This window comes from Shinella sp. (genome assembly GCF_049651085.1).
In the GTDB taxonomy this organism is placed as follows: domain Bacteria; phylum Pseudomonadota; class Alphaproteobacteria; order Rhizobiales; family Rhizobiaceae; genus Shinella.
This window is the reverse complement of record NZ_JBASBL010000030.1, coordinates 70,971-87,992: the sequence shown is the minus strand read 5'-3', so window position 1 is coordinate 87,992 and position 17,022 is coordinate 70,971. Positions and strand designations below refer to the sequence as shown.

17 protein-coding genes are annotated in these 17,022 nt (G+C 64.4%); 9 read left to right on the top strand and 8 right to left on the bottom strand.

Annotation, left to right across the window (positions count from 1 at the left end; translation table 11 throughout):
• Positions 1 to 56: 56 nt before the first annotated feature.
• Positions 57 to 1,955, top strand: coding sequence for a CASTOR/POLLUX-related putative ion channel (locus tag WA950_RS21130; protein WP_424553708.1), 1,899 nt, complete (start codon positions 57 to 59; stop codon positions 1,953 to 1,955).
• Positions 1,956 to 1,962: 7 nt separating this feature from the next.
• Here the strand turns inward: WA950_RS21130 and WA950_RS21125 are convergent, their stop codons facing one another.
• From WA950_RS21125 to rplS, 3 genes are all read right to left on the bottom strand, one after another.
• The gene (locus tag WA950_RS21125; RefSeq protein ID WP_424553707.1) at positions 1,963 to 2,769 is read right to left on the bottom strand and encodes an amino acid ABC transporter permease; all 807 of its coding nucleotides are present in this window, start codon (positions 2,767 to 2,769) and stop codon (positions 1,963 to 1,965) included.
• 9 nt (positions 2,770 to 2,778) lie between these two features.
• The gene (locus WA950_RS21120) at positions 2,779 to 3,576 is read right to left on the bottom strand and encodes a transporter substrate-binding domain-containing protein (RefSeq protein ID WP_424553706.1); all 798 of its coding nucleotides are present in this window, start codon (positions 3,574 to 3,576) and stop codon (positions 2,779 to 2,781) included.
• Between the two features lie 149 nt (positions 3,577 to 3,725).
• Positions 3,726 to 4,262, bottom strand: coding sequence for a 50S ribosomal protein L19 (gene rplS, locus WA950_RS21115; protein WP_424553705.1), 537 nt, complete (start codon positions 4,260 to 4,262; stop codon positions 3,726 to 3,728).
• A 303-nt stretch (positions 4,263 to 4,565) separates the two neighbouring features.
• On the opposite strand from rplS, the gene WA950_RS21110 reads away from it, so the two are divergent.
• Complete coding sequence (locus WA950_RS21110; RefSeq protein WP_424553704.1) at positions 4,566 to 5,312, top strand: sulfite exporter TauE/SafE family protein; 747 nt, start codon at positions 4,566 to 4,568, stop codon at positions 5,310 to 5,312.
• On the opposite strand, the gene trmD is transcribed toward WA950_RS21110, so the two are convergent.
• From trmD to ffh, 5 genes are all read right to left on the bottom strand, one after another.
• Positions 5,294 to 5,989, bottom strand: a complete 696-nt coding sequence (gene trmD, locus WA950_RS21105) for a tRNA (guanosine(37)-N1)-methyltransferase TrmD (RefSeq protein ID WP_424553703.1) — start codon at positions 5,987 to 5,989, stop codon at positions 5,294 to 5,296. The two genes, WA950_RS21110 and trmD, sit on opposite strands and share 19 nt — an antisense overlap.
• Before the next feature lies 1 nt (position 5,990).
• Positions 5,991 to 6,566, bottom strand: a complete 576-nt coding sequence (gene rimM / locus WA950_RS21100) for a ribosome maturation factor RimM (RefSeq protein ID WP_424553702.1) — start codon at positions 6,564 to 6,566, stop codon at positions 5,991 to 5,993.
• Positions 6,567 to 6,734: 168 nt separating this feature from the next.
• Positions 6,735 to 7,100 (bottom strand): 30S ribosomal protein S16, encoded by a 366-nt coding sequence (gene rpsP / locus WA950_RS21095; RefSeq protein ID WP_424553701.1) that lies wholly within the window; start codon positions 7,098 to 7,100, stop codon positions 6,735 to 6,737.
• 33 nt (positions 7,101 to 7,133) lie between these two features.
• Positions 7,134 to 7,457: a chorismate mutase gene (locus WA950_RS21090; RefSeq protein ID WP_424553700.1), complete on the bottom strand. Its 324-nt coding sequence runs from the start codon at positions 7,455 to 7,457 to the stop codon at positions 7,134 to 7,136.
• A gap of 12 nt (positions 7,458 to 7,469) precedes the next feature.
• Entirely contained in the window at positions 7,470 to 9,035 is a 1,566-nt protein-coding gene (gene ffh, locus WA950_RS21085; protein WP_424553699.1) for a signal recognition particle protein, read from the bottom strand.
• 304 nt (positions 9,036 to 9,339) lie between these two features.
• Here ffh and WA950_RS21080 point away from each other — a divergent pair, with 304 nt between their 5' ends.
• The 7 genes from WA950_RS21080 to WA950_RS21050 all read left to right on the top strand — a co-directional run bounded on the left by WA950_RS21080 (position 9,340) and on the right by WA950_RS21050 (position 17,009).
• Complete coding sequence (locus WA950_RS21080) at positions 9,340 to 10,422, top strand: MBL fold metallo-hydrolase (protein ID WP_424553698.1); 1,083 nt, start codon at positions 9,340 to 9,342, stop codon at positions 10,420 to 10,422.
• 88 nt (positions 10,423 to 10,510) lie between these two features.
• Complete coding sequence (dapF, locus tag WA950_RS21075; protein WP_424553697.1) at positions 10,511 to 11,410, top strand: diaminopimelate epimerase; 900 nt, start codon at positions 10,511 to 10,513, stop codon at positions 11,408 to 11,410.
• Positions 11,407 to 12,696: a tRNA (N(6)-L-threonylcarbamoyladenosine(37)-C(2))-methylthiotransferase MtaB gene (gene mtaB / locus WA950_RS21070; RefSeq protein ID WP_424553696.1), complete on the top strand. Its 1,290-nt coding sequence runs from the start codon at positions 11,407 to 11,409 to the stop codon at positions 12,694 to 12,696. The genes dapF and mtaB overlap by 4 nt, the downstream gene beginning before the upstream one ends.
• Before the next feature lie 12 nt (positions 12,697 to 12,708).
• Complete coding sequence (gene ftsY / locus WA950_RS21065; protein ID WP_424553695.1) at positions 12,709 to 14,241, top strand: signal recognition particle-docking protein FtsY; 1,533 nt, start codon at positions 12,709 to 12,711, stop codon at positions 14,239 to 14,241.
• Positions 14,238 to 14,888: a septation protein A gene (locus tag WA950_RS21060; protein ID WP_424553694.1), complete on the top strand. Its 651-nt coding sequence runs from the start codon at positions 14,238 to 14,240 to the stop codon at positions 14,886 to 14,888. The genes ftsY and WA950_RS21060 overlap by 4 nt, the downstream gene beginning before the upstream one ends.
• A gap of 125 nt (positions 14,889 to 15,013) precedes the next feature.
• The gene (locus tag WA950_RS21055; RefSeq protein ID WP_424553750.1) at positions 15,014 to 15,778 is read left to right on the top strand and encodes a DeoR/GlpR family DNA-binding transcription regulator; all 765 of its coding nucleotides are present in this window, start codon (positions 15,014 to 15,016) and stop codon (positions 15,776 to 15,778) included.
• 37 nt (positions 15,779 to 15,815) lie between these two features.
• Positions 15,816 to 17,009, top strand: coding sequence for an MFS transporter (locus tag WA950_RS21050; RefSeq protein WP_424553693.1), 1,194 nt, complete (start codon positions 15,816 to 15,818; stop codon positions 17,007 to 17,009).
• Positions 17,010 to 17,022 lie beyond the last annotated feature (13 nt).

Here is a 17,022-nt window from a genome sequence, read left to right as displayed (position 1 = left end):
GAATATTTGACACTCGATAGACGTATCCGGCTAAGCGTCGGCTGAGGGGCAAAATTATGAAGACGATTACATGGCGGGATCGCCTGCGCTACCAGTTCGACAGGAGCATGGCGGCGGGGCCGATCGCGCTGATCGGATGGCTTGCGGTCATTTCTCTGATCGTCATCATTCTCGCCGGTCTTTTCCTGGCAATAACCGGCATAGCACCGGAGGGGGGCGAGCGCGTCTCCTTCATCGAGGGCGCCTGGGAATCGCTGATGCGCACCATGGATGCCGGCACGATGGGCGGCGATGCCGGATGGAGCTTCCGCGGCGTCTCTCTCGCTGTCACCGTCGCCGGCATCTTCGTCTTCTCGGCGCTTATCGGCGTGCTCTCCTCCGGCCTCGACGAGAAACTCGACGAGTTGCGCAAGGGCCGTTCGCATGTGCTGGAGAAAGACCACACGATCATCTTCAACTGGTCGTCGTCGATCTTCGACATCATCTCCGAACTCGTCATCGCCAACCAGAGCCGCCGCAATCCGCGCATCGTCATCATGGCCTCGAAGGACAAGGTGGAAATGGAGGACGAGATTGCCGACAAGATCGCCGATCTCGGCAATACCCGCATCATCTGCCGCAGCGGCGACCCGACCGACCTCTATGACGTCAATATCGTCAACCCGCAGGCCTCGCGCTCGATCATCGTGCTGTCGCCGGAAAGCGACTATGCCGATTCCGAGGTCATCAAGACCGTGCTTGCCCTCGTCAACGACCCGGAGCGGCGCAAGGAACCCTACCAGATCGCCGCCGAGATCCGCGATGCGAAGAACGCCGAGGTCGCCCGCATCGTCGGCGGTGCGGAGCTGCAGCTGGTGCTTGCCGACGAACTGATTTCCCGCATCGTCGTCAGTTCCAGCCGGCAGGCGGGCCTTTCGGCCGTCTATACGGAACTGCTTGATTTCGACGGTTCGGAAATCTACGCGGTCGAGCAGCCGGAGATCGTCGGAAAATCCTTCGGCAACGCCGTCATGGCCTATGACACGTCGACGCTGATCGGCATCTGCGACACAGCCGGCATCGTGCAACTCAACCCGCCGACGAACCGGGTCATCGTGGCCGGCGAGCGGGCGATCCTGATTGCCGAGGACGACGCCACGATCAAGCTGCGCGGCGCTGATTTTGCGGTCGATCGGGCTGCGGTGCGCCACCACGTCCACCGCGATCCCGTGCCCGAGCGCATGCTGCTGCTCGGCTGGAACCGGCGCGGGTCGATCATCACGCAGGAGCTTTCGCGCTATGTCGCGCCCGGCTCCGAGCTGATGATTGCCGCCAATACGCCGGATCTGCACACGGAGGTCGCGGGCATTGCCAACATCAAGGAAAACCTGACGGTGCGCTGCGCCGTCCTCGACACGACGAACCGCACGGCGCTCGATGCGCTCGACGTGCCCGCCTACGACCATGTTCTGGTGCTCGGCTACAGCGACCACATGGCCGCCCAGCCCGCCGACACGGCGACGCTGGTGACGCTGCTGCAGCTGCGCAAGATTGCGGATGCCGCCAACAAGCATATCGGCATCGTCAGCGAGATGATCGACGTGCGCAACCGCAACCTTGCCGCCGTCACCCGCGCCGACGATTTCGTCGTAAGCAACAAGCTGGTGAGCCTCATGCTGGCGCAGGCCTCGGAAAACGAGCTGATGGCGCAGATCTTTGGCGAGCTACTCGACGAGGATGGTTCGGAAATCTACATGCGGCCTGTCACCGACTATATCGCCACCGACGGGCCGGTGAATTTCTATACCGTCAATCTTGCGGCGCTCATCCGCGGCGAGGTGGCGCTCGGCTACAGCCGCGCCAACCCGGTCGGGCACGACCCGCGCAACATGGGCGGGGTCGTGGTCAATCCGGTGAAGTCGGACATGGTGACCTTCGGCCCGAACGATCGCCTGATCATTCTCTCGCGCAACTGAGCGTGCCTCAGTGGCGGCGAAGCCGCCTTTCCAGCGCCCGCAGGCCAAGTGACAGGCCGATAGTGAGCATCAGGTAGACATAGGCGACGATGGAATAGGTCTCGAAAAACCGGAAGGAGCCGGACGCATAGACCTTGCCCATCTGCGTGATGTCGGCGACACCGAGCACGGAGACGAGCGAGGAATCCTTCACCATCGCCACGAAATCGTTGCCGAGCGGCGGCAGGATGACGCGCACCGCCTGCGGGAAGACGACGAGGCGAAAGCGCTGGAAGCGCGACAGGCCGAGCGCCTTGGCCGCCTCGATCTGTCCCTTGTCCACCGACTGGATGCCGGCGCGAAATACCTCGGCGATGAAGGCGGAATAGCCGATCATCAGCGCGATGATCGCCCGCCACATCAAGGAGAGGTCGCGCACCAGCATCGGCTCGGCGGCGCCGGCGGAAACCAGCGGGGAGATCACGAAATTGATCACCGCCACCAGCGCCGGCGCGCCGACGAAGGCGATGTAGAAGAGCAGCACGAGGACCGGCACGCCACGGATCACCTCCGTGTAGAAGCGCGCGATCTGGCGCAGCAGCTTGCTTTCGGAGAGCGCCATCAGCGCGATGCCAAGGCCGAGCATCGTGGCGAGCAGGAAGGCGACGAGGGTCACGAAGATCGTGACCCACAGCCCCTTCAGCACGACGCTGAACACCTGCGTGTAGAGATCGTTGGTGATGATCAGGCCGGCAAGTGCCAGCGCGATCACGGCAAGCGCGACCAGCCACCAGGGATAGTCGCCCTTTGCCGCGTCAGAGGAAACGGGCGCCATGGCTGCCCGCTACTGACCCATCTTGTAATCGAGGAACCACTTCTTGTTGAGCGCCTCCAGCGTGCCGTCGGCCTTCAGCGCCGCAATCGCCGCGTTGACCGGGGCGACGAGGTCGGAACCCTTCGGGAAGATGAAGCCGAAGTCTTCCGTGCCGAGCGGCTCGCCGACCACCTTGAGCTTGCCGCCCGAGGCATCGACATAGCCCTTGGCCGCGACGCTGTCGGTGAGGACGAGGTCGACGTCGCCGGCCTGCAGCGCCTGCACGGTCGCGCCAAACGTCTCGAACAGCTTGATGCGCGGGTTCTGCTCGTTGCCGTCGAGGATTTCGTAGACGGCAGTGTAGAAGGGCGAGGTGCCGGGCTGGGCGGCGATCAGGCCGTCCGTCAGCGCCGCGAAGGATTTGGCGTCTGTGAAGCGAGCCTCGTCGGCGCGCACCAGCATGAACTGCTGCGAGCGCATATAGGCGTCGGAGAAGTCGACCTTCTCCTTGCGGTCGTCCTTGATGGTGATGCCGGTCATGCCGATGTTGTACTGGTTGTCGGAGACCGCCTGGATCATCGCGTCCCAGCTGGTGTTCTGGTATTCGACCTTGACGTTGAGGCGCTTGGCGATCTCGTTCATCGCGTCATATTCCCAGCCGATCTGCTCGCCGCTCTTCGGATCAACGAATTGCAGCGGCGGATAGGCGTTTTCCGTCACGACGACGACGGTCTTGCCGCCAAGATCGGGAAGATCCGAGGCGAAGGCGGCGGCGGGCATGAGCGCAGCGGCAGCAAGGCCTGCAAGTACGGCGCGACGGGAAAACATCAAATATGCTCCTGAAATTGTGGCAGCGGAACACTGTCACAGGTTGAGGCGGGCAAGCAAGCATGACTCTTGCGCGCGAATGCTTTTCCGTAAAACAAAAAAGCCGCCGGCAGATGCCGACGGCTTCGATCGATCGGATGCGCTGCCGATTATTCGGCGGCGGCTTCCGCAGCCTTTGCGGCTTCAGCGGCTGCTGCCTTTTCGGCGGCTTCTGCTGCGGCCTTTTCAGCGGCGAGCGCCTGGGCTGCTGCAACCTTTTCGGCTTCCAGGCGTGCCTTTTCCTCGGCAATGGCCTGACGCTCGGAATCGTTCAGCTTGCGGGCGCGCGTGCCGGTGTTCTCGACGATACGAGCCGACTTGCCGCGACGATCGCGCAGGTAGTACAGCTTCGCGCGACGGACGCGGCCGCGGCGGACGACTTCGACGCCTTCGACGAGCGGCGAGTAAACCGGGAATACGCGCTCGACGCCTTCGCCGTAGGAAATCTTGCGAACGGTGAAGCTCTCGTTCATGCCGCCACCCGAACGGGCGATGCAGACGCCTTCATAGGCCTGCACGCGGGTACGCGTACCTTCCGTCACGCGGACGTTGACGCGCACGGTGTCGCCCGGGGAGAATTCCGGAAGCGTGCGCTTGGCTTCGATCTTCGCGGCCTGTTCGGCTTCGAGCTGCTGGATGATGTTCATCGGTCTAACCTTCTGGTTTTTCTGAAACAGCCAGAGCGCTCGACGGTCACCTTGCAAGGTCCATGCCTTCGAAGGTTAGTCCGTTGCCGGACGGAGCGGATTCGCCATTCTTTGATTGCAGGTCGGCGGGATAATCCCAAATCCGTGCGGGCCTATACACGCATCCGGCGGGCTTGTCATCCCCGACGACGAAAAATCGACGCGAAAACGGCGGTTTCTCGGGTCTTGCCCGCCTTCCGGCGCCACGATATCACGCTCTGGAGGGGAGGGCGGCCGCTTCCGGCTGCGCCACGGGGAGTGTTCATGACGTTTGCCGATGCCATACTGCTGTTTGTTGCCGGTTTTCTATCCGGCGTCGTCAATGCCATTGCCGGTGGCGGCACCTTCCTTACCTTCGGCGCGATGACGCTGATCGGCCTGCCGCCGATCGTCGCCAATGCGACCTCCGCGATCACGCAGTTTCCAGGCTACGTCACGTCCTCGCTCGCCTATGCAAGGGAGATCCGGGCGGACTGGAAAGAAGCGCTGCTGCTCGGGGCGCTGTCGCTGGTCGGCGGGCTTGCCGGTGCGCTGCTGCTGCTTTCCTTCTCCAATCCGTCGTTTCGCGCGCTCGTGCCCTGGCTGCTGCTTGCCGCGACCGCGATCTTTGCCGCCGGCCCCTACCTCAAGCCGAAAACGCTGAGCCCGGAAAAGCCGGTCTCGCCGCTCGGTCTCTTCAGTCAGTTCGTCACCTCGATCTATGGCGGCTTCTTCGGCGCCGGCATGGGTATCATGACGCTCGCCGTGCTCGGCCTTACCAAGGGCGGCGACTACCACCGCCTGAATGCGCTGAAGAATTTCCTCGCGGTGGTGATCGCCGGCATGGCGATCGTGGTCTTTGCCAGCGGCAATGTGGTTGGCTGGCCGCAGGCCGCGGTGATGGTGCCGGCGGCCGCGCTCGGTGGCTATAGTGGTGTCTGGGCGGCGCGACGCGTGGCGCAGCCGGTGATCCGCGCGCTCGTGGTCGCGGTCGGCATCGCGCTGACGGCCTATTACTTCCTGACCGGCTGAGTGGAAAGCAGGTCCGGCCGGCGCTCGCGCGTCAGCTTTTCGGCTTCTTCGCGCCGCCAGGTCTCGATGGCGGCATGGTGGCCGGAGGTCAGCACGCCGGGAATTTCCTGTCCTTCCCAGACCTGCGGGCGGGTATAGTGCGGATGTTCCAGCATGCCGCCCTCGAAGCTCTCGTGTTCGCCGGAGAGCGCATTGCCCATCACGCCGGGCAGGATGCGCACGATTGCGTCCAGCAGGATCATCGCCGCCGGCTCGCCGCCGGACAGGATGTAGTCGCCGATGGAGACCTCTTCGAGCTGCCGCCCGTCTATGACGCGCTGGTCGACACCCTCGAACCGGCCGCAGACGATGATGGCGCCTTCGCCGGAGGCAAGCTCCCGCACGCGCTGCTGCGTCAGCGGTCGTCCGCGCGGGCTCATGAGGAGGCGCGGGCGGTTGTCGCCCTCGGAGGCATGGTCGATGGCACGGGCCAGCACGTCCGGCTTCAGCACCATGCCGGCACCGCCGCCGGCCGGCGTGTCGTCGACGGTTCGGTGGCGGTCTGTCGTGAAATCGCGGATCTGCACGCAGTCCAGCGACCAGTCGCCGCGCGCCAGCGCCTTGCCCGAGAGGGACTGGCCGAGAAGACCCGGAAACATTTCCGGATAGAGCGTCAGGATGGTGGCGTGGAAGGCCACGTCATTCTCCGTTTTCTTCAGGCGGGCGGCGGCGTCGGCTGCCCGGGCCGTCCTTTTCCTCGTCTTCGAGGCCGGCGGCAACCGCATCGATCAGCAGGCGTCCGCCCTCGAGGTCGATTTCAAGCACGGCGGCTTCGGAAAAGGGAATGAGCACGGGCCGCTTGCCCGGTCCCTTGAGTTCCAGGAGATCGCCTGCCCCGAAATCGAAGATGCCCGTCACCTTTCCGTGGCTGCGCCCGGCCGTGTCGACCGCCTCCAGACCTTCGAGGTCGGCATAGAAGAACTCGTCTTCGTCCAGTTCCTCGTCCGGCAGGTTTTCGCGTTCGATATAGAGGTCGAGGCCGTTCAGCGCTTCGGCGGCATTGCGGTCGTTGATGCCGCGAAAGCGCACCACGACTACGTTCTTGCCCTCGCGCACCTCAAGCACCTCGAAGGACCGGCCGTCCTCGGTATGCAGATGCCCGTAGTCGCCGATCGCCCTGGGATCGATGGTGTAGGATTTGACACGGACCTCGCCGCGCAGGCCCTGTGCCGCGCCGACGCTGCCCATGAGGACGGGATTTTCCAGTTTCAGCATGGCTCCGTTCCGTGCGTTCAATGAAGCCTCATACGACGTCCGCGCCAAGGCTCCTAGAGCAATTCCAGCAAAAGTGCCTGAGTGTTTTGCGTCCGCAACCGCGTAAAAGCAAAATAAAAACGGGCGGCATGAAACACGCCGCCCGCTTCAGAATGGTGGAGAAGTCGCTTATTCGCCGGCGGCGGCTGCAGCAGCGTCTTCTTCCTTCTGCTTCTTCTCGGCAGCGCGCTCGATTGCCTTCTTGCCCGGCTTGCCCTTGTCCGGGTTGTTGCGGGCTTCGCGCTTCAGGACGCCGGCTTCGTCGAGGAAGCGGGTGACGCGGTCGGTCGGCTGTGCGCCCTTGGCAAGCCATTCCTTGACGCGGTCGAGGTCGATCTGAACGCGGTTGGCGTTGTCCTTGCCGAGCATCGGGTTCCAGGAGCCGAGCTTTTCCAGGAAGCGGCCGTCGCGCGGCGAGCGGGCGTCGGCAACGACGATCTGGTAGAACGGGCGCTTCTTGGAGCCACCGCGGGCGAGACGAATTTTCAGTGCCATGTCATTTCTCCTTGAGATGTAGGGACCGCTTCTTCAAGCGGTAGTCTGGTTTGCGCCGCCATGTTCGGCAGCAATGGCTTCATGGTGCCGGATCACCTCGTGGATGATGAAGTTCAGGAACTTCTCCGCGAAATCCGGATCCAGATTGGCATCCTTCGCCAGGCGGCGAAGGCGCTCGATCTGGTATTCCTCGCGCGCCGGGTCGGCCGGCGGCAGTTCATGCGTCGCCTTCAGCACGCCCACTGCTTTCGTGCAGCGGAAACGCTCGGCGAGCATATGCACAAGGGCAGCGTCGATATTGTCGATCGACTGCCGGTATTCCCCCAATTGCTGCTTGACGTTCTGATCGATTGTCATGCCTCAAATCCCTCACTTCTTCTTCGGCAGGCCGGGAAGACCCGGCAGGCCGCCGAGACCCGGAAGGCGTCCGCCGCCCAGACCCGGAAGGCCGCCACCGCCGCCAAGGCCTGGCAGGCTGCCGGGCTTGATGCCGGCGGCTTCGGCCTGCTTGGCAAGCGCTTCCAGCTGCTTCGGATCCATCTTCGACAGGTCGGGCATGCCGCCCATTCCGCCCATGCCGCCAAGACCCATCTTGCCGGCAAGGCCACCCATCATCTGCTTCATCATGCCGCCCTTCTTGCCGCCCATCATCTTCATCATGTCCGCCATCTGGCGATGCATTTTCAGAAGCTTGTTGATGTCGGCGGCATCCGTGCCGGAACCGGCAGCGATGCGCTTCTTGCGGGAGTGCTTGAGAATATCCGGGTTGGCGCGCTCGGCTTTGGTCATCGAGGAGATGATCGCGATCTGGCGGCCGAAAAGCTTGTCGTCGAGGCCGGCGGCGGAGATCTTGTCCTTCATGCCGGCCATGCCGGGCATCATTCCCATGATGCCGCCCATGCCGCCCATCTTCTGCATCTGGCGCAGCTGGTCGGCGAGGTCGTCGAGGTCGAACTTGCCCTTGGCCATCTTGGCGGCCATGGCGGCCGCCCTTTCGGCGTCGATGTTTTCCGCGGCCTTCTCGACAAGCGAGACGATGTCGCCCATGCCGAGGATGCGGTCGGCGACGCGGCGGGGATGGAACTCCTCGAGTTCGCCCATTCTTTCGCCGACGCCGATCAGCTTGATCGGCTTGCCGGTGACGGCGCGCATCGAAAGGGCCGCACCGCCGCGGCCGTCACCGTCCATGCGGGTGAGCACGAGGCCGGTAATGCCGACGCGGTCGTCGAAGTTGCGGGCGAGGTTGACGGCGTCCTGACCGGTCAGCGCATCGGCGACGAGCAGGATTTCGTGCGGATTGGACTTGCGCTTGATCTCCGCCATCTCGATCATCAGCGGCTCGTCGATATGCGTACGGCCGGCGGTGTCGAGGATGACGACGTCATGGCCGCCGAGCTTGGCGGCCTGAACGGCGCGCGCGGCGATATCGGTCGGCGACTGGCCGGCGATGATCGGCAGCGTATCGATGCCGGTCTGGACGCCGAGCTGGCGAAGCTGCTCCTGCGCGGCCGGACGGCGCGTGTCGAGCGAGGCCATCAGGACCTTTTTCTTGTCACGCGTCGCGAGCCGGTTGGCGATCTTGCCGGAGGTGGTGGTCTTGCCGGAGCCCTGCAGGCCCACCATCATGATGACGACGGGGGCGGCGGCGTTGAGGTCGATCGAGACGCCCTCGGAGCCGAGCATCGAGACAAGCTCGTCATGCACCAGCTTCACGACCATCTGGCCGGGCTTGATCGACTTCAGGATTTCCGCGCCGACGGCCTTCTGGCGTACCGCATCGGTGAAGGAACGCACCACTTCCAGCGCCACGTCCGCTTCGAGAAGCGCGCGGCGGACCTCGCGCAGCGCTGCCGAGACATCCGCCTCGGAAAGCGCGCCACGGCCTGTCAGTCCATTCAGAATGGAGCCAAGGCGGTCCTGGAGTGTTTCAAACATCACGTTTTCCTTCTTGTTTCCGATCACGCGGAAACGTCGGTGCTATCTCCGACAAAAACAAGACGCAAAGCCAAAAAGCACCCGAGGGCGCATCGCGCTGTCGGGTGTTGACCTCCGGGATCTCTTTATACCGCTATGGGTCCCGGTCGGTGGCTTCAAGCATTCTCACTTGTCGCAGATGCGCGGCTTAAACAGCAAAGAAGCCGGAAAGTCAAGGATCAGCCGGCAGAGGGCCGCCTGTCACATTTCCGAGAGAGTGCAGTCACGCATTGCAGCGCCTGCGGGCAGGACTTATGTTTTGTCAATGAACCGTCGCAAGTTCCTCAAATGGTCGAGCCTTGGCGCCCTGGCAGCACTTGCCGGCGGCGCCTTTGCAAGCCGCAGCCTTGCCGCCAACCGCTATTATGACGGCCCTGTCAGCGACCATTTCGACGGCACGTACTTCTTCAACCCGGATGGAGAAGAGCCGAACAATTTCTTCGAGCTGTTGCGCTGGCAGTTCGGCGGCGGCCGCGCCGCCTGGCCGGCCGACTGGCCAAGCCCCTTTCCCGCCGCGGTGCCGGCGGCGCGGGTGGCGGGCGATCGCCTCGTCGTGACCATGGCGGGACATGCCGCGCTGCTGATCCAGACCGCGGGCCTCAATATCCTGACGGATCCCGTCTGGAGCGATCGCGCCAGCCCGCTTGCCTTCGCCGGCCCGAAGCGCGTCAATCCGCCGGGCATACGCCTTGCCGACCTGCCGAAGATCGATATCGTGCTCGTCACGCACAACCATTACGACCATCTCGACCTTGCAACGCTGAAGGCGCTCGCCGACCGGGATGGCTGCCGCATCGTCACCCCGCTCGGCAATGACCGGATCATCGCGCCGGCGGTTGGAGATACGCTTGTCACGACGATGGACTGGGGCGGCAACCTTGCCGTGACGGACGGCGTGACCATCCATTGCGAACCCTGCCATCACTGGTCGGCCCGTGGCCTTGGTGATCGTCGCATGGCGCTCTGGGCAGCCTTTCTCATCGAGACGCCGGGCGGAAATGTCTACCACATCGGCGATACCGGCTTTCACCAGGCCATCAACTATCGGGCGGTCCGTGAAAAACACGGTCCCATCCGTCTCGCCAATCTGCCCTTCGGCGCTTACGAGCCGCGCTGGTTCATGCGTCCGCAGCATCAGAATCCGCTCGAGGCGGTGCAGGGGATGGCAGCATGTGGCGCCGCCTACGTCGCCGGCCATCATTGGGGCACGTTCCGGTTGACCAACGAAGGCATAGACGAGCCGCTGGCGGCCCTTGTGGCCGCGCTCGATGCGGCCGGGATCGAGCGCGAACGCTTCCGGGCGCTCAGGCCCGGAGAGGTCTTCGAGGTTCCCGCCGCCGCCGTCTGACGCGCCGGCGTGCAAGGCACTGGAAATCCGCGGACTTTTCCGCCATATACGCCGCAACGGGCCCCTCTGGCCCAATCGGGCAGACGTGATGACGAAGACGGTCGATTTCGCGAAGATGAACGGGCTGGGAAACAAGATCCTGGTCGTGGACATGCGTGGGCGCGGCGATGTCGTGACGCCGGCCGCCGCGATTGCGCTGAACAGCGATCCCGACACCGGTTTCGACCAGATCATGGCCGTGCACGACCCGAGGGTCGAGGGCACGGACGCCTTTATCGATATTCTCAATTGCGACGGCACGAAGGCGCAGGCCTGCGGCAACGGCACGCGCTGCGTCGTGCAGGCGCTCGCCGCCGAAACGGGCAGGAAGGTCTTCACCTTCCAGACGGTCGCAGGGATCCTCAACGCCGTGGAGCATGAGGACGGTACGATCTCCGTCGACATGGGCAAGCCGGTCTTCGCGTGGGACCGCATCCCGCTTGCGGAAGAGTTCTTCGACACGAGCCGCATCGAATTGCAGATCGGGCCGATCGATGCGCCGGTGCTGCATTCGCCCGCCGCCATGTCGATGGGCAATCCGCACGCCATCTTCTGGGTCGACCGTGACCCGATGACGTTCGATCTCGACCGGTTCGGCCCGTTGCTCGAAAGCCACCCGATGTTCCCGGAAAAGGCCAATATCACGCTGGCGCACGTCACCTCGCCGACGGCTATGACGACGCGGACCTGGGAGCGCGGCGCGGGGCTGACGCTCGCCTGCGGCTCGGCTGCCTGCGCGGCCGGCGTCAGCGGCGCACGCACCGGGCGCACCGGCCGCAAGGTCGCCATCACCGTTGCCAGCAGCCCCAATCGCGGCACGCTGACGATCGACTGGCGCGACGACGACCATGTCGTCATGACGGGACCTGCCGAATGGGAATGGTCCGGCACGCTCGATCCCGCAACCGGGGCCTTCCGCCGGGACGACGCCCAGGCGTCCGCCCTTTGAGCGGCGTCACGGTCATAACCTTCGGCTGTCGGCTCAACACCTACGAATCGGAAGTGATGCGCGCCGAAGCCGAGAAGGCGGGGCTCAACAATGCCGTGCTGGTGAACACCTGCGCCGTGACGGGCGAGGCGGTGCGCCAGGCCCGCCAGGCGATACGCCGCGCGCGGCGCGACAATCCGCATGCCCGCATCATCGTCACCGGCTGCGCCGCGCAGACGGAAAGCGCAACCTTTGCCGACATGGCGGAGGTGGATGCGGTGCTAGGCAACGAGGAGAAGCTGAAAAGCGCCTCCTATCGCGCGCTGCCGGATTTCGGCGTCTCGGCGGAAGAGAAGCTCCGCGTCAACGACATCATGAGCGTGCGGGAAACCGCGCCGCAGATGGTGCGCCTGATCGACGGGCATGTCCGCGCCTTCGTGCAGGTGCAGAACGGCTGCGACCACCGTTGCACCTTCTGCATCATCCCCTACGGTCGGGGCAATTCCCGCTCGGTGCCGATGGGTGCTGTGGTCGACCAGGCGCGAAAACTGGTCGAGAGCGGCTATGTGGAGATCGTGCTGACCGGGGTTGACGCGACCAGCTATGGCGGCGACCTGCCGGGCGCGCCGAGCCTCGGCCAGCTCGCCAGGACGCTGCTGAAGCAGGTGCCGGAAATCCGCCGCCTGCGTCTCTCCTCGATCGACAGCATCGAGGCGGACGAGCACCTGTGGGACCTGATTGCCGACGAGCCGCGCTTCATGCCGCATCTGCATCTTTCGCTGCAGCACGGCGACGACATGATCCTCAAGCGCATGAAGCGCCGCCATTCGAGCAGCGAGGCGCTGGCCTTCTGCGCCCGGGCGCGCGCCCTGCGGCCGGAAGCGAGCTTTGGCGCGGACATGATCGCCGGCTTTCCGACGGAAACGGAAGAGATGTTCGAGAACGCCGCGCGGCATGCGCAGGAGTGCGGCATCGCGCATCTGCACGTCTTTCCCTACAGCCCGCGCCCCGGCACGCCGGCTGCGCGCATGCCCCAGCTTGACCGGGCCCTGGTCAAGGAGCGCGCTGGCCGCCTGCGCGAGACTGGAAAGAGACTGCACGAGGCCCATCTCGCTTCCATGATCGGGCGAGAGGAGATGATCCTCGTGGAGAACAACGGCTTCGCCCACACGGAAAACTTCACGCTCGTCGACGCCACGGGCCTGAAACCTCGCGACCTTGTGCCGGTGACGATCACCGGACACAATGGAAAGAACCTGACGATGCGGCCAGTGATCGCTCCTGCCACCGCCACGCAACGCAACTAGCGGATACCTTTCATGGCTCTGGGCTTCATCAAGAAGATTTTTACATTCGGAAAAGACCCGGCGGCCGAGCCGAAGCCGGAGGCGGTGACGCCTGCCATCGAGCCGCAGGTGAGCGAGCCGGCGCACGAGGCGGCGGTCGAGGCCCCGATAGCCATCCCGCAAACCACCATGGTCGAGGAGCGCGACGCGCTGCTTGACGAGGCGGAAGCCGCCAATCCGGAAGCCGACTACCACATTTCCGAGGATGTCGAGCCGGAGATCTATCCGCTGCCGCACGCGCCAGTCCTGCCGGTCGCCAAAGATCCGGTAGCGCCGGTTGAAATGGAAACCGCCGGCGGACCGGCCGGCGACGAAGACGCTCCCGAACTGGAGGCCGAGCCGGAGCCGGTGGAAGAGACCGTCGAGGAAGAGACGGTCGCAGTCGTAGACGAGATTGCCGAACCGGACGAGGAAATCGCACCGCTCGAGGAGGCTGCGCCGGAAGAGACCGCCGCCGGGATCGAGGACCCCGTTCTCGCCGAGGCCATCCGCGCCGAGCCGCCGGAGGAAGCGCCTGTCCTGCCGAAGGGCTTTGCCAGCGCCGGAAGCGAAACCCTGGAAGAAGCCGCCCCGGCAGCGCAGCCGAAGCGCACCTGGTTCCAGCGCCTGCGCGACGGGCTTTCGCGCACCTCCTCGCAGCTTACCGGGCAGATCACCAGCCTCTTCACCAAGCGCAAACTCGACGACGATACGCTGCAGGATCTTGAAGACCTCCTGATCCAGGCCGATCTCGGCGTCGAAACGGCGCTGCGCATCACCGATACGCTCGCTGCCGAGCGCTATGGCAAGGACGTGACCGGCGCGGACGTCTCGCGCATCATGGCGAGCGAAATCACCAAGGTCCTCTCGCCGGTCGCCAAGCCGCTGGCGCTCGACCTCAATCATAAGCCGCATGTCATCCTCGTCGTCGGCGTCAACGGCACCGGCAAGACGACGACGATCGGCAAGCTCGCGGCCAAGCTTTCGGGCGCGGGCCTCAAGGTCATGCTCGCCGCCGGCGACACGTTCCGCGCCGCCGCCATCGAGCAGCTGAAGATCTGGGCGGACCGCACCGGCTCCGACATCGTCTCCTCCAAGCTCGGCGCCGATGCGGCCGGTCTTGCCTACGAGGCCTATGAGCAGGCCAAGCTGAAGAAGAGCGACGTGCTGATCGTCGATACGGCCGGTCGCCTGCAGAACAAGACGGAACTGATGGCGGAACTGGAAAAGATCGTGCGCGTGCTCGGCAAGCTCGATCCTGACGCGCCGCACACCGTTCTCCAGACGCTCGACGCCACCACCGGCCAGAACGCGATGAACCAGGTCGAGATTTTCCGCAACGTTGCGGGTGTAACGGGCCTGATCATGACAAAATTGGACGGTACGGCCCGCGGCGGCATCCTTGTGGGCATCGCCGCCAAGCACAAGCTGCCGGTCTATTTCATCGGTGTCGGCGAAGGGATCGACGATCTCGAACCCTTCGAGGCCAAGGATTTCGCGGAAGCGATTGCAGGAGTACAGGCATGAGCAAGGCAACGCTGGACGCCCCGGCCAAGGCGGAGGAGAAGGTCAGCCCCTTCCTCAAGATGGTGCTGGAGCTTGGCCCTCTCGTCGTCTTCTTCTTCGCCAATTCCCGCGGCGAATGGCTGGCCTCGCAATTTCCGGTTCTTGCCGAAATGGGGGGCCCGATCTTCATCGCCACCGGCCTCTTCATGGCGGCGACCGCCACGGCCCTCATCGTCTCCTGGATCCTCACCCGCACGCTGCCGATGATGCCGCTGATTTCCGGCATCGTCGTCTTCGTCTTCGGCGCGCTGACGCTCTGGCTGCAGAACGATACCTTCATCAAGATGAAGCCGACCATCGTCAACACACTGTTCGGTGCGATCCTTCTCGGCGGCCTGCTGTTCGGCAAGTCCCTGCTCGGTTACGTATTCCACGCAGCCTTCCGGCTGGATGACGAGGGCTGGCGCAAGCTGACGCTGCGCTGGGGCCTGTTCTTCATCGTGCTCGCGGTGATGAACGAAGTGGTCTGGCGCAATTTCTCGACGGACTTCTGGGTCGCCTTCAAGGTCTGGGGCACCATGCCCATCACCATACTCTTCACGCTCTCGCAGATGCCGCTGATCATGCGTCATGCGATCGAGGTCCCGGAGGAGAGCAAGGCGCCCTGAAGTGCTGATCGGCACGCCTTGCATGTCTTGCCGCAATCAATCGTGATAACCCTCGTTCATTGACGTTTTTGCCTACTTGTGCGCATTGTTGCCCAATCGTGCATGATTTGGTTTGATCAATGTCCATACAGGATCTACTTCTCGGGGAACGGCAGGACCTCATCCGCGCGCGGCTCGACCTTTCGGGGCGGGTCATTGCGGCGGAACTGGCGCAGGAACTCGGCGTGTCGGAGGATACGATCCGGCGGGACCTGCGCGAGATGGCGGCGTCCGGCCTGTGCCGCCGCGTCTATGGCGGGGCGCTGCGTATTTCCCACACGACCACGACGATGAACGAGCGCATGGCAGCCGGCGGCGAGCGCAAGGCGGCGCTGGCGCGCACGGCGGCAGGGCTCATTCCTGCGGGCGTCACCGTTTTCCTCGATGCCGGCAGCACGAACCTTGCGCTCGCCCGCGCGCTACCCGCCGGCAGCGATCTCACCGTCGCGACCAATGCGCCGGCCATCGCCGCTGCGCTGCTCGAACGCGACATTGCGACGATCCAGCTCGGCGGACTGATCGATCCGCGTGTCGGCGGCGCCATCGGCGCCAAGGCGATGCGCGACGCCGAAGCCTTCCGCCCCGATATCCTCGTGCTCGGCGTCTGCGCCATGGACGCGGAGGCCGGCGTGACCGCCGATGCATTCGAGGATGCGGAGTTCAAGCGCTTCCTCGCCTCGCGCGCAAGGACAGTGCTCGTGGCGGTCACCAATGACAAGCTTTCCACCGCCGCCCCCTATTCGGTCGTGCCGCTCTCGCGCATTGCGCACGCCGTCATCGAGGCGGATGCGGACGAAACAGAGGCCGCCGCATTGACGGCGGCCGGCATCGAAACATTACGCGCCGGCTGAATGCCCCGGCTACACGACGCTGCGAAACGGATATCCCATGACGACGCCTGAAAACGCCCTTGCCGGCAAATCCTTTGCCAAGACCTATTTCCCGTCGACGCGGCTTGCCGTTTCCGGCCTCTTCCTGCTCAACGGCACGTTTGCCGGCGCCTGGGCGCCGAAGATCCCGGAATTCGCGAGCCGCCTGGGGCTCACCGAATCCGGGCTCGGCCTGATGATCATGTGCTTTGGCATCGGCTCGCTCATCCTGATGCCGATCGCCGGCATCCTGATCGCCCATTACGGGACGACGCGCACGGTGAAGGGGGCGACGATCCTCTTTCTCTCGACCCTGCTGCTTCTGTCGCTTGCGCCGACGATCCCTCTCGGCGCCATTGCCATTTTCTTCTTCGGTGGCCTGATGGGCGCGATGGACGTCGCCATGAACGGCAATGCCGTCGAGGTGGAGAAGTCCATGCGCCGGGCGATCATGTCGTCCTGCCATGCCTTCTGGAGCCTCGGCGCGTTCATCGGCGCGACGACCGGAGGCTTCCTCATGGCGACGCTGGGCGTGATGGGCCATGCCGCGCTGCTGACCGTGGCCGGAGCGGCGATGCTCCTCTTCATCTGGCCGCGCGTCCTGCACGATGCGCCGCATCCGAGCGAGGAGCGCCAGAAGGTGCGCCTGCCGATGACGCCGCTGCCCTGGCTGATCGGCATCATGGCGCTGTTCTGCATGGTGCCGGAAGGCGCGATCCTCGACTGGGGTGCGCTCTACATGCGCGACGAACTGGGTGCGTCGCTGGCGCTTTCCGGCTTTGCCTTCGGTGCGTTCTCGCTGACCATGGCCGTCATGCGCTTTGCCGGCGATCATGTGCGCGACCGTTTTGGCGCGGTGAAGACGCTGCGCTTCTGCACGGTCATGGCGATCATCGGCATGGTCGTCGCGGGCACGGCGCCGAACGCCTATGTGGCGATGGTGGGCTTTGCGATCTGCGGCATCGGTATTTCCAACATGGTGCCGATCGCTTTCTCCGCGGCCGGCAACCTGCCGGGCTTCGCGCAGGGCGTGGCGCTCTCGGTGACGACGGTGATGGGCTATTCCGGTTCGCTCTTTGCGCCCTCCGTCATCGGCTTCATCGCCGAGCATACCGGCTTCGCGCTGATCTTCGCCCTTCTGCCGCTGCTTTTCATCGTCGTGCTGCTGCTGTCGCACCATGCGGTGCATGCGGATGTACGCGATCGGAATTGAGGCACTTGCGCAT

What these genes read in the sequence shown, in the direction of transcription:
- WA950_RS21125 (WP_424553707.1), bottom strand. Translation starts at nt 2,769, where the DNA reads ATGGCGCCCGTTTCCTCTGACGCGGCAAAGGGCGACTATCCCTGGTGG.
- dapF (WP_424553697.1), top strand. Translation starts at nt 10,511, where the DNA reads ATGACGAAGACGGTCGATTTCGCGAAGATGAACGGGCTGGGAAACAAG.
- WA950_RS21050 (WP_424553693.1), top strand. Translation starts at nt 15,816, where the DNA reads ATGACGACGCCTGAAAACGCCCTTGCCGGCAAATCCTTTGCCAAGACC.
- WA950_RS21090 (WP_424553700.1), bottom strand. Translation starts at nt 7,457, where the DNA reads ATGACAATCGATCAGAACGTCAAGCAGCAATTGGGGGAATACCGGCAG.
- rplS (WP_424553705.1), bottom strand. Translation starts at nt 4,262, where the DNA reads ATGAACATCATCCAGCAGCTCGAAGCCGAACAGGCCGCGAAGATCGAA.
- WA950_RS21060 (WP_424553694.1), top strand. Translation starts at nt 14,238, where the DNA reads ATGAGCAAGGCAACGCTGGACGCCCCGGCCAAGGCGGAGGAGAAGGTC.
- WA950_RS21080 (WP_424553698.1), top strand. Translation starts at nt 9,340, where the DNA reads ATGAACCGTCGCAAGTTCCTCAAATGGTCGAGCCTTGGCGCCCTGGCA.
- ftsY (WP_424553695.1), top strand. Translation starts at nt 12,709, where the DNA reads ATGGCTCTGGGCTTCATCAAGAAGATTTTTACATTCGGAAAAGACCCG.
- WA950_RS21120 (WP_424553706.1), bottom strand. Translation starts at nt 3,576, where the DNA reads ATGTTTTCCCGTCGCGCCGTACTTGCAGGCCTTGCTGCCGCTGCGCTC.
- WA950_RS21130 (WP_424553708.1), top strand. Translation starts at nt 57, where the DNA reads ATGAAGACGATTACATGGCGGGATCGCCTGCGCTACCAGTTCGACAGG.
- ffh (WP_424553699.1), bottom strand. Translation starts at nt 9,035, where the DNA reads ATGTTTGAAACACTCCAGGACCGCCTTGGCTCCATTCTGAATGGACTG.
- WA950_RS21110 (WP_424553704.1), top strand. Translation starts at nt 4,566, where the DNA reads ATGACGTTTGCCGATGCCATACTGCTGTTTGTTGCCGGTTTTCTATCC.
- rimM (WP_424553702.1), bottom strand. Translation starts at nt 6,566, where the DNA reads ATGCTGAAACTGGAAAATCCCGTCCTCATGGGCAGCGTCGGCGCGGCA.
- rpsP (WP_424553701.1), bottom strand. Translation starts at nt 7,100, where the DNA reads ATGGCACTGAAAATTCGTCTCGCCCGCGGTGGCTCCAAGAAGCGCCCG.